The organism is Tabrizicola sp. M-4 (assembly GCF_051132405.1).
Classification (GTDB): domain Bacteria; phylum Pseudomonadota; class Alphaproteobacteria; order Rhodobacterales; family Rhodobacteraceae; genus Paragemmobacter.
The window spans coordinates 3,862,186-3,887,428 of sequence record NZ_CP128606.1 but is presented as its reverse complement, the minus strand read 5'-3'; the positions used below and the strand labels follow the sequence as shown (position 1 = coordinate 3,887,428).

The window sequence follows — 25,243 nt, the reverse complement described above, 5'->3', positions numbered from 1 at the left end:
CGCGTCGTGGTCAGAGGTGCAGGTTACTGGGCGAGCGGCTTTTTGCCGTCATAGTAACCGGCTTCCTGAAGCACGGCTTCCATCTGTTCGCCGATGGTCTTGGCGCCCTCTTCGATGCTGACTTCGCCGAGCATCATCTTGGTGCCGTATTCCTGCACGATTTCCGTGATAGCGGGCCATTCGGCAAAGCGCGGACGGAATTCCGGCACGCCTTCCTTCCAGGATTCCACGAGGGCCGGGATGAACTTGTAGGTTTCGGCAAGGGCCGGGTCGGCATAGGCCGACTGACGGGCCGGGACGCCGCCCATTTCAAGGTAACGGCCCGCATTGGCGGCCGAGGTCACCCACTGGATGAAGAGCCAGCCTGCGGCCTGTTCCGCCTCATCCGCCTGCGACGCGACGGCGAGGGAGAAGCCGCCCAGCGCGGGCTTGCGGCCAGCGGGGCCGGTCGGTTCGGGCGCGATTTCCACGCAGTCGGCGACCTTGGACGTTTCGGGCGACACGACGGTGGAATAGAAGGCCGACCATTCGGTGATCATCGCCACATCGCCCTGCGCGAAGGCGTTGACGGTTTCGGCATGGTCATAGGCGACGATGCCTTCGGGCATGAACTTTATCAGGTCCTGACGGAATTGCAGACCGGCCTGCGATTCGGGCGAATTCAGGTTGGAGCGGAATTCCGCGTTCAGGAAGGACCCGCCGAAGGGCCAGAGGAAGCGGGCGAAGCTGTCTGCCGACTGGGTTTCGTTGCGCTTGGACTGGAGGGCGTAGGCGTATTTTCCGTCCTTGGTCAGGGCGGGGCCGTAGACATCCATCATTTCCTGCCAGGTGGCCGGGGGTTTGTCGAAGCCCGCGGCTTCGAGCATGCAGCGGTTCCAGAACAGAAGGCCCGAGTAGTTGTCGAAGGGCAGGCCGTAGTTCACGCCGTTCCACGAGCCGAAGGCGTTAAGGACGAGGGGGAAGAAGTCGTCCATGTTGAGCGCCGGATCGGCCAGTTCCGGGTTGTTGATGAAGGTTTCGGACGGGACGACCCAGCCGTTTTCGGCGAAGTTGCCCATCCAGACGAGGTCGATCAGCGCGATGTCGAGATCGCCGCCCGCCGCGAAGTCGCGGACCTGTTCGCCCAGCGCATTTTCATAGGGAACGACGGTGTAGTTCACCTTGATCCCGGTCGCGGCCTCGAATTCCGGCAGCATCTTGATCGCGGCGTTGTAGCCGGGACGGTCGAGGAACAGCACCTCGAGTTCGGTTCCGGCATAGGGTTTGGCGGCTTCTTCCAGCGTCCAGGCATTGGCCTGCGCGCCGAAGGCAAGTGCGGTGGCGGCCAGCGCCAGCGCACTGACGTGCATCTTGAGCTTCATGTTTTCCTCCCAGCGGGTTGAGCGTTTGGACCGTTGACTTCCATTTGTAACGCCTAGCATATAAATGTATCGACAACGCATCCTGTCAACGGGAAAAATGGGCGGGCACATTGCGGGTGTCGCGAAGAGGGAGGAACGGCGCATGGCCGAGGTGAAGCTGGCCGGGGTGAACAAGCATTACGGCGCGCAACAGGCGCTGCATGATGTGAGCCTTGATATTGCCGATGGGGAATTCGCGGTTTTCGTGGGGCCGTCGGGATGCGGGAAGTCCACGCTGCTGCGATCCATCGCGGGGCTGGAATCGATTTCGGGCGGGACGGTTTCCATCGGCGGGCGGGATGTTTCCAGTCTTGCCCCGTCAGAGCGGGATGTGGCGATGGTGTTCCAATCCTATGCCCTCTATCCGCATATGACGGTGCGGGAGAACATGGATTTCGGGATGAAGATCAACAACTTCACCCCGGCGGATCGGGAACGGCGAATCGCCGAGGCGGCGCGCATCCTGCAACTGGAGCCTTACCTCGACCGCAAGCCTTCGCAACTGTCGGGCGGGCAGCGGCAGCGGGTGGCGATCGGGCGGGCCATCGTGAAGCAACCCAAGGTGTTCCTGTTCGACGAGCCCCTGTCGAACCTTGATGCCAAGCTGCGGGTGCAGATGCGGGTGGAGCTGGAGGCGCTGCATTCCGAACTGAAGGCGACGATGATCTATGTGACGCATGATCAGGTCGAGGCCATGACGATGGCGGACAAGATCGTGGTGCTGAATGCGGGGCGGATCGAGCAGGTGGGGAGCCCGATGGAGCTTTATCATCGTCCGCGGACAGAATTCGTGGCGGGGTTCATCGGGGCGCCGAGCATGAATTTCCTTGATATCCGGACGGAGGGCGGGAGGGTTCTCTGCGGGCAGGATGTGATCGGGACGGCGCAGCCGGTGGCGGGCGCGGTACGGTTGGGGATACGGCCGGAGCATGTGGCGGCGGTGGCCCCCGGCGCGGGCGAGATGAGCGGGCGGGTTGTTCTGAAGGAAACGCTGGGCGGCGATGCCTATCTTTATGTGAAGACGGCGGCGGGGCAGGTCGTGGTGCGGGCAGATGGGGATACGGCGCTGGATCACGGGTCGGAGGTCGGTCTGTCCTTTCCGGCGAACCGGTTGCATCTGTTTGGCGCGGATGGGGTGACGCTGTTCTCGGGGGGCGTTGGGGCATGACGGAAGCGGCTGATCTGATCGCGGGGGCGGTGGCGAAATCCGCCACGGTGGCGGAGGTTCTGGTGGGGCGCGGGGTTCTGGCGCAGACGGGTGCCCTGTTCCGGCGGCAGTTCGGGGAGGGGCCTGCCTGCATCATCGCGGATGAGAATACGTGGAAGGCGGCGGGGGCAGCGGTCGAGGCGTCGCTGAAGGCGGCGGGCATTGCGGTGCGGACCCATGTGATGGGCGCGAAGCCGCGGCTGAAGCCGACGGTCGATCTGGCCAACAGCCTGCGGGACGTGCTGGCGCGGGATGAATCGGTGCCGGTGGCCGTTGGGTCGGGCGTCATCAATGACGTGGTGAAGCATGCGGCCTTTGGGTTGAAGCGGGATTATCTGTGCGTGGGCACGGCGGCGAGCATGGACGGCTATACCTCGGCCGGGTCGCCTTTGTCGGACAAGGGGTTCAAGAAGACGATCCAGTGCAAGCCCGCGAAGGCGGTGATCGGGGATCTGGACGTGATCGCGGCGGCACCCGGAGAGATGACGGGATGGGGCTATGGCGACCTTGCCGGGAAGGTGCCCGCGGGGGGCGACTGGATCATCGCGGATGCGCTGGGCATCGAGGCGGTGGATGATGTGGCATGGCCCTTGGTGCAGGGCGGGTTGCGCGGGTGGCTGGGCGCGCCCGATGCCATAGCGGCGGGGGATGCCGTCGCGCTGGAGGGGCTGTTCACCGGGCTGACGCTGGTGGGGCTGGCGATGGAGTTGCACGGGTCGTCGCGGCCCGCCTCCGGGGCGGATCACCAGATCGCGCATCTGTGGGAGATGGATGATCTGAAATGGGGCGGCGAGAGGGTGAGCCATGGGGCCTGCGTCGCCGTGGGCTGCGTGATGGCGCTGCGGCTGTTCGACTGGTTGCTGGGGCAGGATCTGGCGCGGCTGGACGTGGCGGGGCTGGTGGCGGCGGCGCCGACGCTGGCGCAGAAGGTGGCGGCGGTGCATGCGGCCTTTGGCCCCGGCGAGATCGCGGTGCGGGCGGTGGAAGAAGTGCGGGCGAAGCATGCCGAGGGCGCGGTGCTGCGCGCGAGGCTGGAGCGGGTGCGGGATGGCTGGCCCGTTCTGGCGGAACGGTTGCGCGGGCAGGTGGTGACGCCGGAGGCGATGGTGGACATGCTGCACCGCGCGGGCGCGCCTGCCGAGGCGGCGGAGATCGGGGTGGGGCGTGATTACCTGCGGCGGACCACGTTGAACGCGCGCTTCCTGCGCAGCCGGTATACGGTGCTGGATTTGCTGGACGAATGCGGGATGCTGGAGGCGGCGGTGGAGGCGAGTTTGCCCCTGCCGGTGCGGAAGGAGGGGCGCGCATGAGTTACGCGGATCAGGTTTCGCGGGCGGCGGAGGAGTTGCGGGGCGCGGCGGCGGGGGTGGACCCTGCCGCGCTGGCGGGGATGGTGGAAGAACTGGCGGGCGCGGGGCGCGTGGTCTGTTACGGCGTGGGCCGTGAGGGGCTGATGATGCGGGCGCTGGCGATGCGGTTGTATCACATGGGGCTGGATGCGCATGTGGTGGGGGATATGTCCTGCCCGCCGGTTGGCGCGGGGGATGTGCTGGTGGTCAGCGCGGGGCCGGGCAGTTTTTCCACCGTGCTGGGGTTGATGGGCGTGGCCAAGGGGGCCGGGGCGCGGGTGGCCTGCGTCACGGCGCAGCCTTCCGGCGCGGTGCCTGCGGGAGCGGATCGGGTGCTGGTGATTCCGGCGCAGACGATGGCGGATGATACGGGGCCCGCGGCGGCGAGCGTGCTGCCGATGGGGTCGCTGTTCGAGGGGGCGCAGTATCTGGTGTTCGAGATGCTGATCCTGATGCTGCGGGATCGTCTTGGGGTTGCCCCCGAGGCGATGCGCGCGCGGCATACGAATCTGGAGTGACGGGCATGGCGGAGTGGGAGGGGCGGTTTTCGCTGGCGGGGCGCAAGGCTTTCGTCACGGGGGCGTCGAAGGGAATCGGGTTCGAGATCTGCCGCGTTTTCGCGGATGCCGGGGCGGATATCGTGGCGGTGGCGCGGGATGCCGAGGGGCTTGCCGAGGTGAAGGCGGCGGTGGAGGCCAAGGGGCGGCGCTGTCTGACCATCGTGGCGGAGATGGGAACGGCGGAGGGGCCTGTCGCGGCGGCGCGGGAGGCGCTGGCGGCGTGGGGGACCATCGACATTCTGGTGAACAACGCGGCGATTGCGCGGATTGCCCCGGCCACGGACCTGACGCTGGCGGATTGGGACGAGACGATGGCGGTGAATGTCCGCGCGCCCTTCCTGCTGGCGCAGGCGCTGGGTCCGGCGATGATCGCGCAGCGCTGGGGGAAGGTGATCAACATCTCGTCCCAGACGGGGGTGATCGCGCTGGATGACCATGCGGCCTATGCGACGTCGAAGGGCGCGTTGAATGCGCTGACCAAGTCGCTTTGTGCGGAATGGGCGCGGCACAATGTGCAGGTGAATGCGATCTGCCCCACGGTGATCCTGACGCCGATGGGCCGGGCGGTGTGGGGCAAGGAAGAGAAGGGCGGGCCGATGCGCAATGCCACGCCCGCGCGGCGGTTCGGCGAGACGGTGGAGGTGGCGGACATGGCGCTGTACCTTGCCTCGCCCGCGTCGGGGCTGGTGAACGGGGCCCTGATGATGATCGAAGGGGGTTATTGCAGTGTCTGAGGAATTGCGGGACGCGGAGGCGGCGTTCCTGCGCTATGAGGCGGTGCGGGCGCGTTTGCCCGTGGCGCGTTTTCCGGCGGAGCCTGTCTTTGCGCGTGATCTGGGCGAGGTGGCGGATCGCTGGGACGGATTCGTTCTGGATGCCTTTGGCGTGTTGAACGTGGGCGAGACGCCGATTGCGGGCGCGGTGGCGCGGATGGCGGAACTGCGGGCGCGGGGCAAGAAGCTGTGCGTGTTGACCAATGCGGCGAGCTATACGCGGGCGGAGGCCTTGGTGAAATATCGCCGGTTGGGGTTCGATTTCACCGAGGATGAGGTGGTGTCCAGCCGCGACGTCGCCGTGTCGCGGATCGGGATGCTGATGCCGGGGGCGCATTGGGCGGCGATTGCGGCGGAGGGGGACGGGTTTTCCGACATTCCCGGCAAGGTGGGGGATGCGGTGGCGGACCCGTCGCTGTTCGATGTGGCGGACGGGGTTCTGTTCCTGTCTTCGGCGCGGTGGACCCCTGCCCTGCAGGCGCGGCTGATGGAGGCTGTGGCGCGGCGGTCCATCCCGATCGTGGTGGCGAATCCCGATCTGGTCGCCCCGCGCGAGGATGGGCTGTCGCAGGAGCCGGGGCTGTTTGCCCATGCGATCCTCGATGCCGTGGGGGGCGTGGCGCATTGGTATGGCAAGCCCTTTGCCGATGGGTTCCACGACGTCTGCGCGCGGACGGGCCTGCCGCCGGAGCGGTTGGCGATGGTGGGGGACACGCTGCATACCGACGTGCTGGGTGGCCGCGCCGCAGGGATGGGGGCGGTTCTGGTGGCCGATCACGGGCTTTTTGCCGGAAAAGAGGTTCGGAATTACATCAGAAGGTCCGGGATCGTACCGGATGCCGTGGTGGCGACGACCTGAGGGGCGGGTTTGCCCGATGTCAGCTTAGCACGATGCCGCCATCGACATTCAGCGTCTGACCCGTGACGAAGGCGCTGTCGTCGGAGCAGAAGAAGGCGACGGGGCCTGCCACATCGTCAGGGTCGCCGATGCGGGCCATCGCGGTTTTCGCCTGCCAAGCGCCGCGGATCGCGGGGTCGTCGAGGTTCACGCGGCCCATGTCCGTCAGGATGATGCCGGGGCAGATGCAGTTGGCGGTGATGCCGAAGGGGCCGACTTCCTGCGCCAGAACGCGGGTGAAGCCCATGACGGCGGCCTTGGAGGCGGAGTAATGCGCCTGTTCCGGCGCGCCGTGTTTGCCGCCGATGGAGGAGATGTTGCAGATGCGCCCGTAGTTCTGCGCCTTCATCGTGGGCAGGACTGCCTGCGTCACGAGGAAGGTGCCCTTGGCGTTCACGTCCATGACGCTGTCCCAGTAGTCCTCGGGGCAGTGTTCCACGTCGGAGGCGCGCAGGATGCCTGCGTTGTTCACGACGGCGTGGATGGTGCCGAAGTCTTGCAGAATGCGGGCGACCATCGCCTGCACCTCGGGTTTCGAGGCGACGTCGGCGTGGTAGGTCATGGCGCGGATGCCAGAGGCGCGGGCCTCGGCTGCGACGGCGTCCAAGGCGGTGGCCTGCGACGCGATATCGTTGATAGCAAGGTCGAAGCCCCGCTGCGCGAGGCCGAGCGCGATGGCGCGTCCGATGCCGCGGCTGGCGCCGGTGACGAGTGCGATGCGTGGCTTGGTCATGGGGTCCCCCTGTCAGAATGCGGTATAGCCGCCGTCCACCGTCAGCACCGTTCCGGTGATGTAGCTGGCGGCGTCGGAGGCGAGGAAGGCCACGGCGGTGGCGATCTCGCGCGGGTCGGCGAGGCGGCCCATCGGGATGGACTGGAGCCAGCGGTCGAACCAGTCGGGGCGCGAGCGTCCGGCAAGGGTGAGTTCGGTGGCGGTATAGCCCGGGGCCACGGCATTGACGCGCACCCGGCCCGCCCATTCCACGGCGAGCGATTTGGTCAGCAGGTTCACCCCCGCCTTGGCGGCGTTGTAGGCGACCTGCGGTTGGGGGTGGACGACGATTTCGCCGCAGATGGAGCTGATGTTGATGACGGAGCCGCGCCCTGCTGCGACCATCGGGCGACCGAAGGCGCGGGCGGTGTGGAAGACGCCGTTCAGGTCCACGTCGATCACGCGCCGCCAATCGTCGAGGCCCATGTCGAGCGCGGGGGCGTTGTGGACGATGCCTGCGTTGTTCACGAGGATATCGGCGGGGCCGTGGCGGGAGGTGAGGACTTGGGCTTGGGCCTCGCAGGCGGTGGGGTCGGTGACGTCGAGGTGGATCGCCTCGCCCGCCAGATCGCGGGCGGTGGCTTCGGCGCGGGGAAGGTCGCGGTCGGCGATGACGATGCGCGCGCCGCCTTCGGCCAACACCTCGGCTATGGCGCGGCCTATGCCCGTGGCCCCGCCGGTGATGACGGCGAGGCGGCCAGATATGTCGAAGGCCTTCACGCCGCGCCCCCGAGGGCGGATTTCAGCGCGGGGTAGAGCGATTTGTAGCGGGCGTAGATGTCTTCGTAGGCGGCGACATTGGCGGGGATCGGGTCCACCACGCGGCCCGGTTTCACCATCGCGGCGATGCCGTCGTCGATGCTGGCAAAGCGCCCCGCGCCATAGGCTGCCAGTACGGCGGAGCCGACCGAGGGCGCGTCGGGGGAATGGGGGATGCGGACGGGCAGGCCCGCCGTATCGGCATGGATCTGCATCCAGAGGTCGGAGGCGGTCGCGCCGCCGCCCACGGTGATTTCGTTCGAGGTGTAGCCGCCCGCCTTGAAGGCGTCGAGGATGGTGCGGGTGCCGAAGCCGATGCCCTCCATGATCGCGCGGAAGACGTGGTGGGGTTCATGCGCCAGCGTCAGCCCGACGATGGCCCCGCGCGACAGCGGGTCGGTATAGGGGGTGCGGTTGCCTTGGAAATGGTCCTGCACGATCACGCCTTCGGCCCCCGGCGGCAGGGCTGCGGCCTTGGCGTTCATCTCGGCCAAGTCCAGCGTGCCGCCGGTGAAGCGGCGGAGCCAGTTGACGATGGAGCCGGTAGAGGTCTGGCCGCCTTCGACGATCCAGCGGTCGGGATAGACGATGTCGGGATAGGCCCCCCAGACGCCCGGCGCATGCAGGGGCGCGGAGGTGACGCCGAATTGCAGATGCGACGATCCGGTGATGAGGGCGAGTTGGCCGGGCTGCGCGACGCCAAGCCCGATCATCCCGATCAGCGCATCGGCCCCGCCCTGCACGACCTTGACCGATTGCGGCAGGCCGAGGTCGGCTGCGGCGCGGGGGGTGAGGGTGCCCACGACCTCGCCGGGGGCGAGGACGCGGGCGGGCCATTTCTGCACCAGTTCCTCCATCCCCAGCGCGCGGAGGATGCCCGCGGCCCAGCCGCCATTGCGCGAGGAATAGTGCCAGCGCAGGCCCGCGTTATCGAGGCTGGCGACGCGTTCTCCGGTCAGGCGGAGGGTGAGGAAGTCCTGATATTCGCAGATCGTCGTGGCGCGGGCAAAGGTGTCGGGTTCGTTGCGTTTGAGCCAGAGTGCCTTGGGGATCATCCATTCGGCGGAAACCGGCCCCTGCCCTGCCCCGTTGATGCGCAGGGCGGGATCGCCCGTGGCCAGCACGGCATCGGCCTCGGCGCTGGCGCGGACGTCCATCCACATCAGCGCGGGGCGCAGGGCGCGGCCTTCTGCGTCCAGCGCGACGACGGTGCAGCAGGTGGTGGCGAAGGCCATCGATTCCACCTGTGCCGGGTCGATCTGCGCTTCGTGCAGCGCGCCGCGGGTGGCCTTGATGAGGCTGGCCCACCAATCCTCGGGGTCCTGTTCGGCGCGGGCTCCGGGGTAGAACTTCGTCTCATACGGTGCTGCGACCGAGGCGAGGCAGGTCCCCGCAAGGTCGAAGATGCGGACGCGGAGGCTTTCGGTGCCGCCATCGGCTGCGAGGTAATAGGCCATCGGTTCCTCCCTAACTCTTACTCAGCCAAGGTCGCGGAAGATCTGCAGGGCCTTGGCGGCATACATGACCGCCGGACCGCCGCCCATTTCGACCGCGACTTCCAGCGCCTCCACCAGTTGCGCCTCGTCCGCGCCGTGGCGGCGGGCGGCTTCGGCGTGGTAGAGGAGACAATCCTCGCATCCCTTGGCCGCTGCAATGGCCAGCGCGATGAGTTCGCGTTCGGCGGCGTCGAAGCGGCCTGCGGCGGTGGCGGCGCGGCTGACGGCGCCGAAGCCCTGCATCAGCGCGGGGGCCGTGCGCGAGAAGGCGGCGAGGCGGGACTTGGCGGCCTGAAGGTCGGTCTTGGTGTCAGGCATGGGTCAGGGCCTTTGTGATGAGGGCGGCGACATCGGCGGGCGCGTCCCATTGCGGCATGTGGCCCGTGGGCAGGACATGCACCGCCGCGCGGGGCGGCAGGTTGAAGAGGTGCGCGGCGGGGATGATGCGGTCGTCGCGCCCGATCAGCACGCGGAGCGGGATGCGCTCGGGCAGGCGGGACAGCGGGCCGAGCGTGTCGATGCGCTGGCCGTGGGGGCCCGCGATGGCCTGCGCCAAGGCGGTGAGGCGACCTTGGGAGAGGGTCTGCGCCATCGCCTCCAGCGCGTCGGGCGACAGGGTCGCGGCCTTGGGCCCGAGGAGGCGGAGGAGGTGGGCGATCTCTCCGGCGGTGGTCGCCGTCGCCATGCCGTGGACGAAGGCGGTTTCGATTTCCCGCCCCAGTCCGGCGGGGGCGATGAGGGTGAGGGAGGCCGTGCGGTCGGGGTTGGCGGTGGCGTAGAGGGCGGCGAGGTGGCCTCCCATCGAGTGGCCGACGAGGTGGAGTTTGCCCTGCGCGGTGGCGGCGATGCGGGTGATGGCGGAGAGGAGGTCGTCCACGCCCTGCGGGGTGGTGGTGTCGGTTCCGTGCCCCGGCAGGTCGGGGGCGAGGACGCTATGCCCCGCGCGGGTGAGGGCGGCGGTGAGGGCGGCCCAAGTCGCCCCGTCGCCCGCGAAGCCGTGGAGGAGGAGGACGGTGCCCGCCCCGCCCGCCGCGCCGAGTGAGGGGATGTCCTGCGCCTCGATCCTGCCGCGGCGTCCGGTGCCTTGGACCGACTCCAGCGCCACGCCGGATTGGCGGGCGAGGCGGCGGGCGGCGGGGGTGGCGCGGAGGGCGGAGGTTTGTGTCGCCGTGGCGCGTGTGGGTTGGGGCGCTGGGGCGGCGGCGGGGTCGGGGGCGGGTTCGGGGGCGGGCGGGGTCGGGGCGCCTGCATCCTCCCATTGCGTGGCGTCGATGCGGGCGATGGGGGCATCCACCGCCACCACGTCGCCGGGGGCAACCAGCGTTTCCACCAGAACGCCATCGCCTAGCGCGGGATATTCCACCACGGTCTTGTCGGTTTCCACCTCCAACAGCGGTTGGCCGCGTTTGAAAGCGGTGCCGGGCGTGATCAGCCAAGCGGCGATGGTGCCTTCCTCCATCGTCTCGCCCAGACGGGGCATGGTCAGGGTGCGCGTCGTCATGCGAAAAGCCGCCCCGCCGTTTCGGCGATCAGTTTCGGACCGGGCACGGAGCCGCTTTCAAGCTGGGTCGAGACGGAGATGGGGATATCCTCGCCCGCGACGCGCAGGACGGGGTCGTGGAGGAAGTCGAAGCATTCCTCGGTGATCCGCGCGGCGAGTTCGGCGGCCACCCCGCAGGTCATCGCGCCTTCCGACACGACCATGACGCGGCCCACCCGTTCCACATGCGGGCGGATGGTGTCGAAATCCAGCGGGTTGAGGGTGCGCAGGTCGATCACGGTGGCCTCGATGCCTTGGGCCGACAGAATCTTGGCCGCGTCGAGCGCGTAGTGGAGTTGGCGGGAATAGGTGACGATCACGAGGTCATCGCCCGTGCGCCGCACCGCCGCCTTGCCCCATTCCGGGGCGGGGGCGGAGAGGTCCACGTCCTCTTTCATCGTGTAGAGCGCCTTGTGTTCGATGAAGACCACGGGGTCGGGTTTCGTCAGCGCCTGACGCAGCAGGTGGTAGGCATCCGCCACGGTGGCGGGCATCGCCAGACGCAGGCCGGGGGTGTGCATCACATAGGCTTCGAGGCTCTGGCTGTGCTGGGCCCCGGCCGAGCGGCCCGTGCCGCCTTGGGTGCGCAGGACCATCGGCACGCCGATCTGGCCGCCGAACATGTAGCGGATCTTGGCGGCCTGATTGGCAAGCTGGTCCATCGTCATGCCGATGAAATCGACATACATGAGTTCCGCGACGGGACGCAGGCCGGTCATGGCGGCGCCCACCGCCGCGCCGACGATGGCGGGTTCGGAGATCGGCGTGTCGATCACGCGGTCGGGGCCGAAGTCGCGGATCAGGTCCTTGGTCACGCCATAGGCGCCGCCGTAGCGGCCCACCTCTTCGCCCATGATCACCACATCGGGGTCGTCGCGCATCGCATCCGCCAATGCCTGACGCAGCGCGTCACGATAGGTCATTTCCATGACGTGGCCTTTCATTCGCGCGCCAGCACGCGGTCGAGCCGGGTGCGGACGGGTTCGGGTTCGGGTTCGGTGGGGTCGTAGACGTCGCGGAACATCGACGAGAGCGGCGGTTCCGTCTGGGCGATGGTGAAGTCGATGGTGGCGTCCATCTCGGCGTCGATGGCGGCGTCGAGCGTGGCCAGATCGGCCTCGGTCGCGAGCCCCGCCGCGATCAGGCGGGCGCGGGCATGGGCGACGGGGTCCTTCTGGCGGCCTGCCTCTTCTTCCGCCGCGTCGCGGTAGGGGGATTTGTCCTTCCGCGCATGGCCGTAGAAGCGGTAGCAATCCACGGCGAGGAAGCCGGGTTTGCCTGCGCGGGCGGCATCGACGATGCGGCGGGCGGCGGCGGTGACGGCCTCCACGTCCAGACCGTCCACGGTTTCGCCGTTCAGGCCGAAGGCCAGCGCGCGTTCGTGCAGGCGGGTGTTGGCGGTGGCCTGATCGATGCGGGTGCCCATGCCGTATTGGTTGTTGATGCAGCAGAACACCACCGGCAGGCCCCAGAGCGCGGCCATGTTCATGGATTCGTAAAGGATGCCCTGCCCCGTCGCCCCGTCGCCGAAGAAGGCGACCGAGACGGCCCCGGTCTTCTTGTGCTTGGCCGCAAGCCCCGCGCCCACGACCGTGGGGATGCCGCCGCCCACGATGGCATTGGCCCCCAGATGCCCCAGCCCCATATCGGCGATGTGCATGGAGCCGCCCTTGCCGTGGCAATAGCCCGCCTCCTTGCCGCCGATTTCGGCCATCATCCGCGAAGGGTCCGCCCCGCGCGCAAGAAAGATGCCGTGGCCGCGATGGTGCGTGGTGAAGGTGTCCTGCGGCTGCATCGCCGCGCAGACGCCGACGGCCGCGCTTTCCTCGCCGATCGACAGGTGGAGCATGGAGCCTGCGGTCTGGCCGCGGACGAAGAGTTCGCCCACGCGTTCCTCGAAGCTGCGGACGCGCCGCATCTCTTGGTACAGCCTGTGCAGGTCGGTGTTCGACCCCGGGATGGGATGTTGGAGGGTCATGGCTTTCTCAGAGCAGGTTGAGTTTCGTGGACCGCGACACAATGGCGACGGCGATGAGGATGATGGCGCCCTTCACGATGGACTGGATGTAGGTGTCCATGCCGATGAGGTTCAGCCCGTTGTTGATGGTGCCTATGAAGAGCGCGCCGAAGAAGGTGCCAAGGACGGTGGCGGTGCCGGGGCGCAGCATGGTCATGCCGATGAAGACCGTGGCGAGGCCGTCGAGGAGGTAGCGCTCCCCCGCATTGGGCTGGCCGGAGCCGAGGCGGGCGGCCAGAAGCGTGCCCGCGATGACGGCGAAGACGGAGCAGAGGATGAGCGCCGCGGCGCGGTAGCGGCGGACGGTGACGCCCGAGAGTTCCGCCGCCTTCTGGTTGCCGCCCACGGCATAGATGTAGCGGCCGAAGACGGTGCGTTCCATCACGAACCACGCGAGCGCGACGGCGGCGACCATGAAGAAGGCCAGCACGGGGATGCCCGCGATGCGCCCCTGCCCCAGCCAGAGATAGGCGTCGGGCAGGCCGCCATAGATCGCGCGCCCTCCGGTCGAGAGGAAGTTGATGCCGAAGAGGATCGACCCCGTCGCCAGCGTGGCGATGAGAGAGGGGATGCCGACCACGGTGACCAGCACCGCGTTCAGCGCGCCGATGGCAAGGCCTGCGGCGAGGCCACCCAGAAGGGCCAAGGGCAGCGACACCCCGCTGATGAGCATGAGGGGGACAAGGATGCCCGCCATGCCGACGGCGTAGCCCACGGAAAGGTCCATCTCCCGCGCGGCGAAGCCGAAGGTCAGGCCCGCCCCCACGATGGTGAGCATGGAAATCTGCTGCGCGATGTTGAGCAGGTTCTGCGAGGTCAGGAACCTGTCCACCGTCAGCGAGAACAGGAGGAACATCAGAACGAGGACGACCAGCGTGGAATAGCGCTGGATCAGGTCCTTGCGGATGCCCAGCACGGCGTCGTGCTGCTGGGTGGCGGGGACGGAAGCGTCGGTCATGCGGCGGCTCCTGACATGGACTGGATGAAGCGGGCTTCGGAGAAGTCGGCGGCCATGATGGCGGGGCCGGGCCTTCCGCCCGCGAAGGGGATGACGCGGTGGGCGAGTTCCGCCACCTCGCCCAGATCGGAGGAGGCGATGAGGATGCCGGTGCCTTGGGCGGCGAGGCGGCGCATTTCGGCATAGATCTCGGCCTTGGCGCCGATGTCCACGCCTTCGGTCGGTTCGATGAAGATCATGACGCGGTAGCGGCCTTCGGCCCCGTAGAGCCATTTGCCGATGGAGATTTTCTGCTTGTTCCCGCCCGACAGCGTTTTCAGCGCCTGCCCCGATCCATGTGCCTTGACGTTCAGAAGGCGCATCACGCGGCGGGCTTCGGTTTCCTCGCGCCGGATGGAGAGGATGCCTGCGGTGGCGGCGTGGGTGGTGTGGACCATCGCAAGGTTCTCGCGCAGGTCCCAGTCGCCGATCAGGGCGTATTCCATGCGGTGGTCCGGCACCAGCGCCAGCCCCGCAGCAAGCATGGTGCGCACGTCGCGGGGCGTGACGGGGCGGCCCGCGATCGTCAACGCGTCGGCATGGACGCCCGCCGGATTGTGGAGCGATCGGGCAAAGCCCACATGGCCCGCGCCCGTCAGGCCGATCAACCCCACGATTTCGCCCGCCTGAAGGGTGAAGTCGGGGATTTCGATGCGCCCCGCCCGCCAGTTGCGCAGCGTCAGCACGGTGTCGCCGCCCACTGGGGCGCGGGCCGCCTGTGCCGCGCGGCCCTCGCCCGTGGCGCGGCGGAGCATGAGGTCGACCATCCCCGCCTCGGTCATCCGGTCGGCGGGTTCGGTGGCGATCAGGCGACCGTCGCGCAGGACTGTGATGCGGTCGGACAAGGCTTTGATTTCGGAAAGGAAATGGCTGATCAGCACCACCCCCACCCCGCGCGGCGGGAGCGAGCGGATGATGCGCCAGAGCTGTTCCTTTTCGCGCGCGGGCAGGGTGGCGGTGGGTTCGTCGAGGATCAGGAGATGGACCTGACCGCGCAGGGCACGGACGATCTCGATCACCTTGCGGTCGGCCATGGGGAGTTCGCCCACGGGGCGGTCGAGGTCGATGGACACATCGGGAAACCAGCGCGCCAATGCCTGCGCCGCCGCATCGCGCAGGGCGGCGCGGCGGATGACGCCGAAGCGGCGCGGTTCAGCACCTAGGAAGATGTTTTCTGCCCCCGTCAGCGCGGGAACGAGGCTGCCTTCCTGACTGACATGGGCGATCCCGCGCAGAAGTGCGTCGCGGGGAGAGGTCAGGTGCAGTTTTTCGCCGCCGATGGCGATGCTGCCCAAAGAGGGCGCGAGGCTGCCGCCGAGGATGGAGACGAGGGTGGATTTGCCCGCGCCGTTTTCGCCGATCAGGCCATGCACCTCGCCGGTGTGGAACGTGAGCGAGACGTCGTCGAGCGCCCGCGTGCCGGGGAACTGCATCGTTATGTTGGAAAGGGTGATGTCCATTCGCGCCGGCCCCTGATGCCCTTTGTGGGGAACCGGGCCATCGCGGCCCGGTTCCATGGGTGGGATCACATGAAGTCCTGGCAGTTCTTCTTGGTGACGAGGGGGGCGTCCATGTAGACAGTCTTGGACGGGATCACGTCATCGGCGGGTTTGCCGTTCACGACGATTTCGTCGATCCACTGGCCGACCTGCGCGCCCATGCCTTCGAAGGGCTGCGAGACGGTGGCGATCATCATGCTGTCGGGTTTGCAGACCTCGGCCACGGCCTGCGGGTGGCCGTCGATGCCGATCACCTTCACCCCGGTGATCCCCGCCGCCGTCAGCGCGTTGATGGCGGCCTGCGCCGGTTCGTCCCACGGGGCCCAGACGGCGTTGATGTCGGTGCCAAAGCGGGCGGCGTAATCTTCCATCGTGCGCGACGTGTCTTCGAAGAAGGCGGTGTAGTCGATGTTGTGTTCGGCCAGCACCTTGACGTCGGGATATTCCTTCAGCACGTCTTCCATCACGTCACCGCGCTTGCGCGTGCCGTGATGTTCGGCCATGCGCAGGAAGATGATGTTGCCCTTCCCGCCAAGCTCGTCCAGCAGATAGGGAGAGACGTCCGAGGACATGGCCCAGTTGTTCGTCGTCAAATCCACAACCACACCGTCGATATACCCGCTATCGACCGAGAAGACGGGGATGCCCGCCGCCACGGCGGCGTCGATGGCCGCGCGGCTGGCGCGCAGGTCGGACATGGTGATGATGATGGCCCCCACGCCGCGGTTGGCCGCGTCCTGGATGTTCGAAGCCGTCGCCTCGCCCGAACCGGCGCTGTCGAGGAAGCTGACGTTCCAGTCGGACTTGCCGCTTTCGGCAAGCCAAGCTTCGAAGCCCGCCTTGACGCGCTGTTCGGACTGGGCCGCGGCGTTGGAATGCACCCACGCGATTTCAAGCGCCTGCGCGGCACCCGCAAAGCCCAGCAAGGCTGCCACGGAGACAGCAGAGATCGTTCCGGCAAACCGGTTTTTCATTCGCAATACTCCTCCCAGAGACCAGATTCCGTACTGGCCGATGTTTCGTGCCGAGCATCCCCGACATGGGCCAGAATGCCGCTTGAATTACATCTGTCAAGCAAAGATACATTTGTCACGACGAGGGAGCGCGACATGAGGACCCAGACCGATACCCCGACGGAGGAAGAGGAACTGATGGCCCGTGCGGCGTGGCTGTACCATGTGGGCGGGTTGAATCAGGAGGCGGCGGCGGCGCGGCTGGGCGTGACGCGCGCGCGGGTGAACAAGCTTTTGCAGGATGCGCGCGAGACGGGGCTGGTGAGCATCAACATCAGCCCCGCCAATATCGGAATGCTGGCCGTCGAGGATGAGATCGCGCGTCGCTGGGGGCTAGAGTTCTGCACCTGCACGCCCGCTTTGGGGCTGGAGGGAGAGGGGGTGGCGACGGGCTTTGCCCTGCGCGCGGTGGGGATGGCGGCGGCGAATCACCTGCGGGATCATCTGTCACGCACCGACGCGCCCGTGGTGGGCACGGGTTGGGGGCGGACGCTGGACCAGATGACGCGGCATCTGGCGGGGGTGAGCGCCTCGCAGGCGAAGTTCGTGAGCGTGATGGGGTCCTTAACGGCGAATTCCAGCTATAACCCCTTCGAGGTCGTCCATGCGCTGGCGCGGCAGACGGGGGGCGAGGGCTATGTTCTGCCCGTCCCCTTCATCGCGGACAGCGTGGAGGATCGGCATGTGCTGATGTCGCAGAAGACGGTGCAGAAGGCGCTGGCCATCGCGGAGTCGGCGACGGTCACCTACATATCCTTGGGGGAGTTGAAGGAGGAGTCTCTGCTGCGGCGGCAGGGGATGCTGACGGCCGAGGATCTGGCGACCCTGCGCGAGGCGGGGGCGGTGGGGGATACGAACGGGATCTTCTATGACGCGGAGGGGCGCGCGGTGGCGCATCCGCTGAATGCCCGCACCATCGCGCTGGGGTTCGACAGCCTGCGGCGGACGAATGTGGTGGTCCTTGTTGCCGGGGTGCAAAAGGCGAGCGCGGCGCGGGCCTTCCTGCAGAGCGGGGTGGCGAAGGGCCTGATCGTGGATGGGGATACCGCGTTGCGGATGTTGCAGGAGGACGGGCGGGATTAAGCGTTCGGCCCTGTCGGTGTGGGGATCATCTGGCTGCGCCGCGGTCATGGGGACGGGATCATGAAATCCGGCGCAAGACCCGAGGCCCCGATGAAAGGGGCGACATCCATGCCGCGGAACACGCCGTGGAGGGTTGCGAGGACCGTGCGGCATCCGGCGGCAGAGCCGCCCAGAACATCGGTGTGAAGGGTATCGCCGACCATCGCCAGCCGTCCGGCCTCGATCCCCGCCTGCCGGATGCCCGCCTGGAAGATGTCGGCGAAGGGCTTGCCGATCCATGTCACCGGCAGGTCAGGAAGGCGGTCGAGGAGCAGGTGGCCATAGAGCCCCGGTTCGATGGTGAGGCCATGTTCATGGGGTGCCATCACATCGGGATTGGCGATGACGAGGGGGCGTGGCCGACGTTCGAGCGCCCGGATCAGACGATCCTGAAGGTGGTCGTTCCAGCGCGCGGTGGAGAGGAAGAGCAGGGCATCCGAGTGATCCAGCGCGGAAGGGTCGTCCAGCGCATCGGTGACGTGGGCGGGAATGTCTTCGAAACGATCCCCTTCCGCCGAGATTGCGGCCCAATGCGCCCCCGGCGCGATCTGTGCCATGCGCGCGGCGGCGATGTCGCGCGAGGCGATCACATCCTCAGGTGCGAAATCGAAACCGAGGCTTGCGTATTTCGCGATCAGTTGCGGACGGGTGAAGCTGGCGGCATTGGTCAGGACGATCAGCCGCTTGCCCCGCCCGCGCAGGGAGCGCAGGCGTTCGGGCACGCCGGGGATCGGCCGGTTGCCAACATTCAGGACGCCATAGGCATCGAGGAGGAAGCCGTCGACGTGATCGGCGACCTCTTCCAGCGAGGGCAGGGCGAGGGCGGCACCAGGTGGCCCGGCGGCGGGGAGGCGCGGGCGGATGGTTTCGTAGAGACGGAAGGCATCCTCGGTGCCGGTGAGGGCGGAACCGGGACCGGCGGACTGTGACACCACCCTAGTCATGGCGGAGCCCGCGGCCGGAGCGGGGAAGGCGTTCCGGTTCCATGTCAGACCGGCAATCCGGCTGCACGCGCCCTCTGGCGCAGCCACGGAATTCCGGCAGTGACCATCCTTTCGGGCGTTGCCCCGGTCGGCCGCCACAGGGCCAGAGCCGCCGCGATTTCGTCCGGCAGTTCGCAGAAGGCCTCGGGCACGAGACCGCCGTTGAAACCGGATGCCTTCAATGCCGCAAAGAGCGCGTCGAAGTCGCAACAGCCCGCCCCCGGCATGCCGCGCGTGGATTCGGACAGGTGGATGTAGCGCAGGAAGGCGCCCGCATCCTGCACGGCCTGTGCCGGGGATTGTTCCTCGATGCAGAGGTGGTAGGTGTCGAGATGGATGAAGATATTGTCCGCCCCGACCCGTTCGATGATGGCTGCGGCCTGCGCGGCGGTGTTGACGAGATGGCTTTCGTAGCGGTTGACGACCTCGATCCCGATGGACATGCCAAGAGCGCGCGCCTTTTCCGCGGCGATGCGGTAGCTGCGGGCGACGTTGTCCAGTTCGGTTTCGCTTGGCGGGCGGCCCGTGCGTTCGCCAAGCGGGCCATAGGTCAGGCCCGTGAGCGCGATGGCCCCCATGCCGCGGACGGTCTCCAGCGCGGTGCAGAGGAAATCCGCGGCGCGATCCGGGTGGGAGGAGGCGGCGCAATCGGCGGGAAGGCCGAGCGTGCAGATGACGGGAACGCCCAGACCTTCGAGCAGCCTGCGTGAATGGGCGACATCTATGGCGGCGGGGTTCAGCGTCAGGACCTCGATGCTGTCGAAGGACAATCCACTGTCGCGGATCGCGACAACCGTCGCCTCGGCCTCGGGCACGGTCCAGTTCCATGACCAAAGACCGCTGTGCAGACCCCATCCCTTCATCTGAATGCCCTTGTTCTTCGCATGGCATGAAAGGGGCCGCGGCAGGGTTGCAGCGGCCCCGGAACTGATCAGAAGTCGAAGTCTTTGACGTTGCTTGCGTCGAAGATGTAGGGCGAACCCAGAAGCACCTCGGAACCGTTGACGATCTGCAGTTCGCCAAGGCGGCCGGCCTGAACGGTGGTGTCACCCGGTTTCAACGTGCCGTCCGCGGCGGCACGCAAGACCATGAGCGCGGCATAGCCGAGATCGACCGGGTTCCAGAGGATCGCGTTCTTCACGCAGCCCGCCTCGATATAGGGGCGCATGGCGTTCGGCGTTGCGAGACCCACGACCTTGACGCTTTCGCAGAGGCCGGCCTGGGTGACCGCTTCGGCAGCGGCGGGGGTGGCGACCGAGGTCATCCCGAAGATGCCGTCGATATCATCGCCATACTTGTTCAGGAGGGTGTTGGCCTGGTTGAAGGAGAGGATGTTGTCTTCCTGCGCCTCGACCGTTTCAAGCCAGGTCATGTTCGGGTAGCACTGTTTTTGATAGGCCTCCATCTCGGCGATCCAGCGGGCCTGGTTCGGCGTGGTGAAGGTGGAGGTGACGATGGCGAACTTGCCTTCGGGGCCGATGGCAGCGGCCATTTCTTCGATCAGGCTGCGCGCGATGCCGTTGAATTCGGCGGGGTTGATGAACCATTGGCGCGCGTCGGGTTCGGCATTTGAGTCGTAGCCGACGACATTGATGCCCGCCTCCAGCGCCTTGCGCAGGACGGGGGCGATGGCGACCGGGTCATTGGCCGAGAACAGGATGCCGTCGACGCCCGAGGTGATGTAGTTGTCGATCAGCGTGATCTGGTCGTCGATATTGGCCTGTGCCGGGCCGTCGGTCGTGGCCTCGACATTGCCGAGTTCCTGTGCGGCCTGCTGCACGCCCAGCGAGGTGGCGTTGAAATAGCCGATCCCCACGAGCTTGGGCACGTCGACGACGCGCAACTGCTGCCCTGCCTTGGCGCCCTCATTGGCGGGGATGCCGCCGTTATAGGGAACCGAGGCGAGCGTTGCCGCCGATCCGTCGCAGGGAAGCGGGTTGGTGGCCGCGCCGTCACCGCCGACCCACTGGGCCGCCGCCGGGCCGGCCGCGATGGTCAGTGCCGCGGCGGCACTGAAGAGTATTGCCTTTGCCTTCATTTGAACAACTCCTCCACATGTTGGCCGGTGGACATCCCATCCGGCAGTTGGACCGGCCATTTCATCGGCCCAATTCCTTGTTGGTCAGTGGCGCATGCGGCGCTCTGACAGGTTCGACATCAGCAGGGCGAGGATCAGGACGACACCGATCAGGACGATCGTCCCGTCGCCCTTGACCCCGGCAAGGGAAAGACCGCTTTCCAGTGTCTGGATCAGCATGAGGCCCAGCGCCGTACCGATGATCGTGCCGCGCCCGCCGAAGATGCTGGTCCCGCCAAGGACGACGGCGGTGATCACGTCAAGCTCCAGCCCGACGCCCATGTCGGAGCGCGTCGTCGAGACGCGGCTGACGAAGATGATCCCGGCAAGGGCCGAGGCGAAACCGGAGGCGGCGTAGATCGCCATCTTGGTCTGATCGACGGGGAGGCCGGCAAAGCGCGCGGCCTGTTCGCTTGACCCCATGGCATAGACCGTCCGGCCCCAGCGGGTGGTGCCGAGGACAAAGGCGCAGAGGACGAAGAAGAGCAGGATGATCCAGATCTGGGTGGGCAGGCCGAGGATGGTTCCCTGACCAATGACAGAGAACCATTCCGGGTAGCCGCGCACCGATTTCGCACGGCTGATGCCCTCGGCCAGACCACGGTAGAGCGCGAGGGTCCCAAGGGTGGCGATGAGGGGCGGGAAATTGAACTTCGTGATGATGAACGCGTTGAACAGCCCGCAGCACAGGCCCACGATCAGGACGAGGGGCAGCACAAGTGGCAGGGGAATGCCGAGATCCTGCCAGAACACCCCGGTCAGGACGGCGGCCAGCCCCATGATGGAGCCGACAGAAAGGTCGATGCCGCCGCTGGCGATGACGAAGGTCATGATGAAGGCGACGATGGCCACCTCGGCCATCAGGCGGCCCTGGTTCAGGAGGTTGGCCCCCGTCAGGAACTGTGCCGACTGGGTTGCCATGACGATGCAGGCCAGCACGATCATCAGGGCGAGAACGGTTTCGTGCATGTAGCGGAAGCGCATGGTCACATCCCCCCTTTCGCCATCTCGCGCTGGCGTCGGATCATGTCGGCCAGCACGGTGACGAGGATGAGCAGGCCGATGAAGGCCCGCAGCCAATAGGCCGAGACGTTGATGAAGACGAGCGCGGAGCCAATCACCGCGAAAAGGATCGCCGCGAGTGAGGCCCCGATGACCGTGCCCGCGCCGCCGAGGATGGAGACGCCGCCGATCACCGCCGCGGTGATCACCAGCAGTTCGAGGTTCGGCGGGACCGTGGATTGGATCACCTGCAGCTGTGTGGCGAAAAGTATCGTGGCCAGCCCGGCGAAGGCCCCGTGGATGGCGAAGACCTGCACGATCCGGCGACGCACGGGCACGCCCACGGCGCGCGCCGCCTCGGCATTGCCGCCGATGAGGTAGAGCGAGCGGCCGAAGACCGACAGCTTCATCCAGACGGCCGCCGCAATGGTCAGGGCGATTGCCCAGACAAGCGGCATGGGAATGCCGAGAACGTTCAGCTTTGCGATCTGGTATTCCGGCGGCAGGTCGTTGATCCATGCGCCGCCCGTCGCGGCGATCAGCCCGCCTTGCAGGATGGCCATGGTACCCAGCGTGACCACGATGGAGGGGATGCCCGCATAGGCGACGATGACGCCGGTGAGCCCGCTTATGACCGCGCCAAGGATGACAGGCGCGGCCCAGGCCATCCAGAGCGGCGCGTCTGAGACGGCAACCAGACCGGAGACCGTCGAGAGGACACCGATCAATGCGCCGACCGACAGGTCGATCTCGCGGATGACGATGACCATCGTCATCCCGATGGCGGCAACGGCGACATAGGCGTTGCCGGAGAGGATGGAGTTCAGGTTGCGCGCGCTGATGAAGCGTTCGTTATAGGCCCCGACGGCAATGATCAGCAGAAGAATGGCGGCGGCGACCAGCAATTCGTGCCCATATTCCGCCCTGAGGCGTGTGAGAAGGGATTTCGGGGCCGTCGCGGGCGTGGCGTTGCGGTCCGGTGCGAAAGTCATGCTGTGGTCTTCCGTTGTGTCGGCGCAGCTTGCTGGGCCGTCATCGCCTGCGCGACATGTTCGGGTGTTGCCTGTGCCCGGTCGATGATTGCGGTGATGCGGCCTTCGGCGATGACCATCACCCTGTCGCTGAGCGCGAGGACCTCGGGCAATTCGGAGGAAATCATCAGGATCGCCAGACCCTGCTGCGCCATCTCGCCCATCAGGCGGTGGATCTCGGCCTTGGCGCCGACATCCACCCCGCGCGTGGGTTCATCGAGGATCAGGACCTTCGGCGCTGTCTCCAGCCATTTGGCGATGACCACCTTCTGCTGGTTTCCGCCCGAAAGTTCACCGACCGGCTGTTCGATGCCCGCGGCGCGGACGCCGATCCGGTCGAAGGCGGCCTGTGCCATCTCACGCTCGTTCCCCCTGCGGACGAAGCCTGCGAAGGAGGAGAGCCGGTCCAGCACGGCGATCGACAGGTTTTCGCGGATCGCCATCGGCTTGACGAGGCCCTGACCGCCGCGATCCTCGGGGACATAGGCGATGCCTGCGTCGCGGGCGGCGCGGGGCGATGCGATGCGCACCTCGTTCCCGTCGATACGGATGGTTCCGCGCGTGGCGGGGGTGATGCCGAAAAGGACATGGGCGAGTTCCGTGCGGCCCGATCCGACCAGACCGGCGACGCCGAGGATCTCTCCGGCGCGGACGGTGAAGGTGGCATCCTGCACCAGCCGCCCGTGGGCGAGCCCCTCCACCTCCAGCACGGGTTTGCCGATCCGGGCGGGGAGTTTCGGGAAGACCTGCCCGATCTCGCGCCCGACCATCATCCGGATCAGGTCGGCCTCTGTCGCGCCGACCCGGTCAAGCGTGCCCACGAGCTTGCCGTCGCGCAGCACCGTCATGCTGTCGGCGATGCGGAAGATCTCTTTCATCCGGTGGCTGACATAGATGATGCCCGCTCCCCTTGCGCGGAGTTGGTCGACGATGGAGAGGAGTTTCTCTGCGTCGCGTTCCGAAAGCGACGCGGTCGGTTCGTCAAGGATCAGCACCTTCGCCTGCTGGTTGAGGGCGCGGGCGATTTCGACGCGCTGACGCATGGCGACCGAGAGGGTCCGGACCTTGGCATCGACATCGAGGTCGTGGCAGTCGAGTTCGGCCAGCAATTCGCGGGCGCGGCGGCGCATGCCGGGCCAGTCGATCGCGCCCCATGCCCGGCGCGGGTAGTGGCCGGAGAAGATGTTTTCGGCCACCGTCAGTTCACCGAAGAGCAAAAGCTCCTGATGCACGGTGGCGATGCCCGCACGCGTGGCGCTGCCGGGGTCGGGCAGGGTGACGGGCCTGCCGTTCAGCGTGATGGTGCCGCTGTCGGGTGACTGCATTCCGGCGAGGATCTTGACGAGGGTAGATTTGCCCGCGCCGTTCTCGCCCATCAGGGCCTGCACCTCGCCCGCTCGCAGGGTGAAGTCGACGCCATCGATCGCGCGGACGCGGCCGAAGGATTTCGACACGCCGCGGACGGTGAGCAATGCGGGGGTTTCCATCGCTGATCCCATCAGGCCACCCCGTAGAAGCGGGTGGCATTGCCGCCGAAGATCGCCGCGAGGTCTTCGGGTGCGTAGAGATCGGACAGGACGCCGCGCGAAAGCGCCACCACCTCGGCATAGGAGCCGGCGAGGGTGCAGACCGGCCAGTCGCTGCCGAAGATCAGGCGATGCGGGCCGAAGAGCGCGGCCACCCTTTCGATGTAGGGACGGATGCGATCGAGGGTCCAATCCGGCCCCGCCTCGGTCACCAGACCCGAGACCTTGCAGGAGATGCCCGGATGCGCCGCGACGCGGGCTATCAGGGAGGACCATTCGTCGAAGCCGCCCGCGGCTATGCTGGGTTTCGACAGGTGGTCGATCACCGCCACGAGGCCGGGTGTCCGGTCCAGCGCCGTGATCAGCGCGGGAAGGTGGCGGACATGGGTAAGAATGTCGAACGGCACCCGCCGTGCCGCGACATGGGCAAGGTTTTCCAGAAAGACCGGGGCAAGGATGCGGTCTGGATCTTGTTCCTGCAGCATCGGACGCAGGCCCACCCATTTGGGCTTTGCCTGCCAATGCGCCAGACGTGCGGGGAAGTCGCTGCTCTGCATGTCGGCCCAGCCGACCACGCCGGCCACCCAATCGGTGCGCGCGGCGATGGAGAGGAGGAATTCCGTCTCGGCCTCGGTTTCGGCGGCCTGCACGAGGATGGTGCGTGCAACTCCGGTGCGTTGCATCAAGGGATGCAGGTCATCGGGCCCGAAATCGCGCAGGAGCGGGCCGAGATCCGGTGTCATCCATCCGTAATCGCCGCGTGCGACCGTCCAGAAATGCTGATGGGCGTCGATGACCTCAGGCACGGATGACACCCTTCTTGATGATGACATTGCCATAGAGCCGGCGTTCGCCCGTCGCGACCACGGCATAGGCCGCGCGCGCCCTTTCGTAGAAGGCGAAGCGTTCGATCAGTTCCATCCCGATCTCGCGTCCTTCGTGGCGGCGGCCTTCGGCGCGGAATTCGTCGTAGATGGGCACGCTTTGGCCGACAGCATCCATGACGCCCATCGGGACCGGCACGAAGTCATCCAGCGGGAATAGCGCGAGGATCGCCGAGAGGGCCGCCGTCGCGGTGGTTCCGGGAAGTTCCACGACCCGGCGGCCCATCTGATGGGCGGGAAAGTTCGCGTCCACGATGGCCAGTTCGTCGCCATGGCCCATGTCGGCGAGGATCTTCAGGAGATCCCCCGTCAACAGCGGATTGATGGTCTTGAGCATC

The 25,243-nt window shown here is 67.1% G+C and carries 25 protein-coding genes; 6 read left to right on the top strand and 19 right to left on the bottom strand.

The genetic code is table 11. The features are described from left to right. Positions 1-23: 23 nt before the first annotated feature. Positions 24-1,361: an ABC transporter substrate-binding protein gene (locus tag TabM4_RS18990; protein WP_434616089.1), complete on the bottom strand. Its 1,338-nt coding sequence runs from the start codon at positions 1,359-1,361 to the stop codon at positions 24-26. Between the two features lie 142 nt (positions 1,362-1,503). Between TabM4_RS18990 and TabM4_RS18985 the strand changes: the two genes are divergently transcribed. From TabM4_RS18985 to TabM4_RS18965, 5 genes are read left to right on the top strand one after another with little or no spacing between them, the layout of a single operon-like run. Continuing rightward, the gene (locus TabM4_RS18985) at positions 1,504-2,568 is read left to right on the top strand and encodes an ABC transporter ATP-binding protein (RefSeq protein WP_434616086.1); all 1,065 of its coding nucleotides are present in this window, start codon (positions 1,504-1,506) and stop codon (positions 2,566-2,568) included. Next, positions 2,565-3,917 carry a sn-glycerol-1-phosphate dehydrogenase gene (locus TabM4_RS18980; protein ID WP_434616083.1) on the top strand — a complete coding sequence of 451 codons (1,353 nt, stop codon included), beginning with the start codon at positions 2,565-2,567 and terminating at the stop codon, positions 3,915-3,917. The genes TabM4_RS18985 and TabM4_RS18980 overlap by 4 nt, the downstream gene beginning before the upstream one ends. Continuing rightward, the gene (locus TabM4_RS18975; RefSeq protein ID WP_434616080.1) at positions 3,914-4,474 is read left to right on the top strand and encodes an SIS domain-containing protein; all 561 of its coding nucleotides are present in this window, start codon (positions 3,914-3,916) and stop codon (positions 4,472-4,474) included. Before TabM4_RS18980 ends, TabM4_RS18975 begins: the two co-directional genes overlap by 4 nt. Before the next feature lie 5 nt (positions 4,475-4,479). Next, entirely contained in the window at positions 4,480-5,250 is a 771-nt protein-coding gene (locus TabM4_RS18970) for an SDR family NAD(P)-dependent oxidoreductase (RefSeq protein ID WP_434616077.1), read from the top strand. Then, positions 5,243-6,148, top strand: a complete 906-nt coding sequence (locus TabM4_RS18965; RefSeq protein ID WP_434616074.1) for an HAD-IIA family hydrolase — start codon at positions 5,243-5,245, stop codon at positions 6,146-6,148. Before TabM4_RS18970 ends, TabM4_RS18965 begins: the two co-directional genes overlap by 8 nt. 19 nt (positions 6,149-6,167) lie before the next feature. Here the strand turns inward: TabM4_RS18965 and TabM4_RS18960 are convergent, their stop codons facing one another. The 10 genes from TabM4_RS18960 to TabM4_RS18915 form a co-directional block, all read right to left on the bottom strand. After that, positions 6,168-6,920 (bottom strand): SDR family NAD(P)-dependent oxidoreductase, encoded by a 753-nt coding sequence (locus tag TabM4_RS18960; protein ID WP_434616071.1) that lies wholly within the window; start codon positions 6,918-6,920, stop codon positions 6,168-6,170. A 12-nt stretch (positions 6,921-6,932) separates the two neighbouring features. After that, positions 6,933-7,679, bottom strand: coding sequence for an SDR family NAD(P)-dependent oxidoreductase (locus tag TabM4_RS18955; protein ID WP_434616068.1), 747 nt, complete (start codon positions 7,677-7,679; stop codon positions 6,933-6,935). Next, the gene (locus TabM4_RS18950; RefSeq protein WP_434616065.1) at positions 7,676-9,175 is read right to left on the bottom strand and encodes an FGGY-family carbohydrate kinase; all 1,500 of its coding nucleotides are present in this window, start codon (positions 9,173-9,175) and stop codon (positions 7,676-7,678) included. The genes TabM4_RS18955 and TabM4_RS18950 overlap by 4 nt, the downstream gene beginning before the upstream one ends. A gap of 21 nt (positions 9,176-9,196) precedes the next feature. Then, entirely contained in the window at positions 9,197-9,532 is a 336-nt protein-coding gene (locus TabM4_RS18945) for a carboxymuconolactone decarboxylase family protein (RefSeq protein ID WP_434616062.1), read from the bottom strand. Further along, entirely contained in the window at positions 9,525-10,715 is a 1,191-nt protein-coding gene (locus tag TabM4_RS18940; RefSeq protein WP_434616059.1) for an acetoin dehydrogenase dihydrolipoyllysine-residue acetyltransferase subunit, read from the bottom strand. Before TabM4_RS18940 ends, TabM4_RS18945 begins: the two co-directional genes overlap by 8 nt. Continuing rightward, on the bottom strand, positions 10,712-11,698 hold the full coding sequence (locus TabM4_RS18935) for an alpha-ketoacid dehydrogenase subunit beta (RefSeq protein WP_434616056.1): 987 nt from the start codon (positions 11,696-11,698) through the stop codon (positions 10,712-10,714). Before TabM4_RS18935 ends, TabM4_RS18940 begins: the two co-directional genes overlap by 4 nt. Beyond that, on the bottom strand, positions 11,695-12,732 hold the full coding sequence (locus TabM4_RS18930) for a thiamine pyrophosphate-dependent dehydrogenase E1 component subunit alpha (protein ID WP_434616053.1): 1,038 nt from the start codon (positions 12,730-12,732) through the stop codon (positions 11,695-11,697). Before TabM4_RS18930 ends, TabM4_RS18935 begins: the two co-directional genes overlap by 4 nt. Before the next feature lie 7 nt (positions 12,733-12,739). Beyond that, complete coding sequence (locus TabM4_RS18925) at positions 12,740-13,729, bottom strand: ABC transporter permease (RefSeq protein WP_434616050.1); 990 nt, start codon at positions 13,727-13,729, stop codon at positions 12,740-12,742. Next, complete coding sequence (locus TabM4_RS18920) at positions 13,726-15,228, bottom strand: sugar ABC transporter ATP-binding protein (RefSeq protein ID WP_434616046.1); 1,503 nt, start codon at positions 15,226-15,228, stop codon at positions 13,726-13,728. The genes TabM4_RS18925 and TabM4_RS18920 overlap by 4 nt, the downstream gene beginning before the upstream one ends. 65 nt (positions 15,229-15,293) lie before the next feature. Continuing rightward, on the bottom strand, positions 15,294-16,241 hold the full coding sequence (locus TabM4_RS18915; protein WP_434616043.1) for a sugar ABC transporter substrate-binding protein: 948 nt from the start codon (positions 16,239-16,241) through the stop codon (positions 15,294-15,296). A 135-nt stretch (positions 16,242-16,376) separates the two neighbouring features. On the opposite strand from TabM4_RS18915, the gene TabM4_RS18910 reads away from it, so the two are divergent. After that, positions 16,377-17,363: a sugar-binding transcriptional regulator gene (locus TabM4_RS18910; RefSeq protein WP_434616040.1), complete on the top strand. Its 987-nt coding sequence runs from the start codon at positions 16,377-16,379 to the stop codon at positions 17,361-17,363. A 44-nt stretch (positions 17,364-17,407) separates the two neighbouring features. On the opposite strand, the gene TabM4_RS18905 is transcribed toward TabM4_RS18910, so the two are convergent. The 8 genes from TabM4_RS18905 to TabM4_RS18870 form a co-directional block, all read right to left on the bottom strand. After that, positions 17,408-18,334 carry an HAD-IIA family hydrolase gene (locus TabM4_RS18905; RefSeq protein ID WP_434616037.1) on the bottom strand — a complete coding sequence of 309 codons (927 nt, stop codon included), beginning with the start codon at positions 18,332-18,334 and terminating at the stop codon, positions 17,408-17,410. Between the two features lie 56 nt (positions 18,335-18,390). After that, positions 18,391-19,248 (bottom strand): sugar phosphate isomerase/epimerase family protein, encoded by an 858-nt coding sequence (locus TabM4_RS18900; protein WP_434616034.1) that lies wholly within the window; start codon positions 19,246-19,248, stop codon positions 18,391-18,393. A 68-nt stretch (positions 19,249-19,316) separates the two neighbouring features. Continuing rightward, a complete protein-coding gene (locus TabM4_RS18895; RefSeq protein ID WP_434616031.1) occupies positions 19,317-20,423 on the bottom strand; it encodes an autoinducer 2 ABC transporter substrate-binding protein in 1,107 nt (368 codons plus the stop codon). A gap of 84 nt (positions 20,424-20,507) precedes the next feature. Next, the gene (locus TabM4_RS18890) at positions 20,508-21,446 is read right to left on the bottom strand and encodes an ABC transporter permease (protein ID WP_434616027.1); all 939 of its coding nucleotides are present in this window, start codon (positions 21,444-21,446) and stop codon (positions 20,508-20,510) included. A gap of 2 nt (positions 21,447-21,448) precedes the next feature. Continuing rightward, positions 21,449-22,456: an ABC transporter permease gene (locus TabM4_RS18885; RefSeq protein WP_434616024.1), complete on the bottom strand. Its 1,008-nt coding sequence runs from the start codon at positions 22,454-22,456 to the stop codon at positions 21,449-21,451. After that, on the bottom strand, positions 22,453-23,994 hold the full coding sequence (locus TabM4_RS18880) for a sugar ABC transporter ATP-binding protein (RefSeq protein ID WP_434616021.1): 1,542 nt from the start codon (positions 23,992-23,994) through the stop codon (positions 22,453-22,455). Before TabM4_RS18880 ends, TabM4_RS18885 begins: the two co-directional genes overlap by 4 nt. Next, positions 23,994-24,827, bottom strand: a complete 834-nt coding sequence (locus TabM4_RS18875; RefSeq protein ID WP_434616018.1) for an amidohydrolase family protein — start codon at positions 24,825-24,827, stop codon at positions 23,994-23,996. Before TabM4_RS18875 ends, TabM4_RS18880 begins: the two co-directional genes overlap by 1 nt. Further along, positions 24,820-25,242: an RbsD/FucU family protein gene (locus tag TabM4_RS18870; RefSeq protein ID WP_434616015.1), complete on the bottom strand. Its 423-nt coding sequence runs from the start codon at positions 25,240-25,242 to the stop codon at positions 24,820-24,822. Before TabM4_RS18870 ends, TabM4_RS18875 begins: the two co-directional genes overlap by 8 nt. Position 25,243 lies beyond the last annotated feature (1 nt).

Coding starts and splice junctions, on each gene's coding strand:
- TabM4_RS18900 (WP_434616034.1), bottom strand. CDS start 19,248: ATGAAGGGATGGGGTCTGCACAGCGGTCTTTGGTCATGGAACTGGACC.
- TabM4_RS18980 (WP_434616083.1), top strand. CDS start 2,565: ATGACGGAAGCGGCTGATCTGATCGCGGGGGCGGTGGCGAAATCCGCC.
- TabM4_RS18915 (WP_434616043.1), bottom strand. CDS start 16,241: ATGAAAAACCGGTTTGCCGGAACGATCTCTGCTGTCTCCGTGGCAGCC.
- TabM4_RS18890 (WP_434616027.1), bottom strand. CDS start 21,446: ATGCGCTTCCGCTACATGCACGAAACCGTTCTCGCCCTGATGATCGTG.
- TabM4_RS18940 (WP_434616059.1), bottom strand. CDS start 10,715: ATGACGACGCGCACCCTGACCATGCCCCGTCTGGGCGAGACGATGGAG.
- TabM4_RS18990 (WP_434616089.1), bottom strand. CDS start 1,361: ATGAAGCTCAAGATGCACGTCAGTGCGCTGGCGCTGGCCGCCACCGCA.
- TabM4_RS18880 (WP_434616021.1), bottom strand. CDS start 23,994: ATGGGATCAGCGATGGAAACCCCCGCATTGCTCACCGTCCGCGGCGTG.
- TabM4_RS18920 (WP_434616046.1), bottom strand. CDS start 15,228: ATGGACATCACCCTTTCCAACATAACGATGCAGTTCCCCGGCACGCGG.
- TabM4_RS18975 (WP_434616080.1), top strand. CDS start 3,914: ATGAGTTACGCGGATCAGGTTTCGCGGGCGGCGGAGGAGTTGCGGGGC.
- TabM4_RS18960 (WP_434616071.1), bottom strand. CDS start 6,920: ATGACCAAGCCACGCATCGCACTCGTCACCGGCGCCAGCCGCGGCATC.
- TabM4_RS18950 (WP_434616065.1), bottom strand. CDS start 9,175: ATGGCCTATTACCTCGCAGCCGATGGCGGCACCGAAAGCCTCCGCGTC.
- TabM4_RS18925 (WP_434616050.1), bottom strand. CDS start 13,729: ATGACCGACGCTTCCGTCCCCGCCACCCAGCAGCACGACGCCGTGCTG.
- TabM4_RS18985 (WP_434616086.1), top strand. CDS start 1,504: ATGGCCGAGGTGAAGCTGGCCGGGGTGAACAAGCATTACGGCGCGCAA.
- TabM4_RS18970 (WP_434616077.1), top strand. CDS start 4,480: ATGGCGGAGTGGGAGGGGCGGTTTTCGCTGGCGGGGCGCAAGGCTTTC.
- TabM4_RS18935 (WP_434616056.1), bottom strand. CDS start 11,698: ATGAAAGGCCACGTCATGGAAATGACCTATCGTGACGCGCTGCGTCAG.
- TabM4_RS18885 (WP_434616024.1), bottom strand. CDS start 22,456: ATGACTTTCGCACCGGACCGCAACGCCACGCCCGCGACGGCCCCGAAA.
- TabM4_RS18930 (WP_434616053.1), bottom strand. CDS start 12,732: ATGACCCTCCAACATCCCATCCCGGGGTCGAACACCGACCTGCACAGG.
- TabM4_RS18945 (WP_434616062.1), bottom strand. CDS start 9,532: ATGCCTGACACCAAGACCGACCTTCAGGCCGCCAAGTCCCGCCTCGCC.
- TabM4_RS18910 (WP_434616040.1), top strand. CDS start 16,377: ATGAGGACCCAGACCGATACCCCGACGGAGGAAGAGGAACTGATGGCC.
- TabM4_RS18870 (WP_434616015.1), bottom strand. CDS start 25,242: ATGCTCAAGACCATCAATCCGCTGTTGACGGGGGATCTCCTGAAGATC.
- TabM4_RS18895 (WP_434616031.1), bottom strand. CDS start 20,423: ATGAAGGCAAAGGCAATACTCTTCAGTGCCGCCGCGGCACTGACCATC.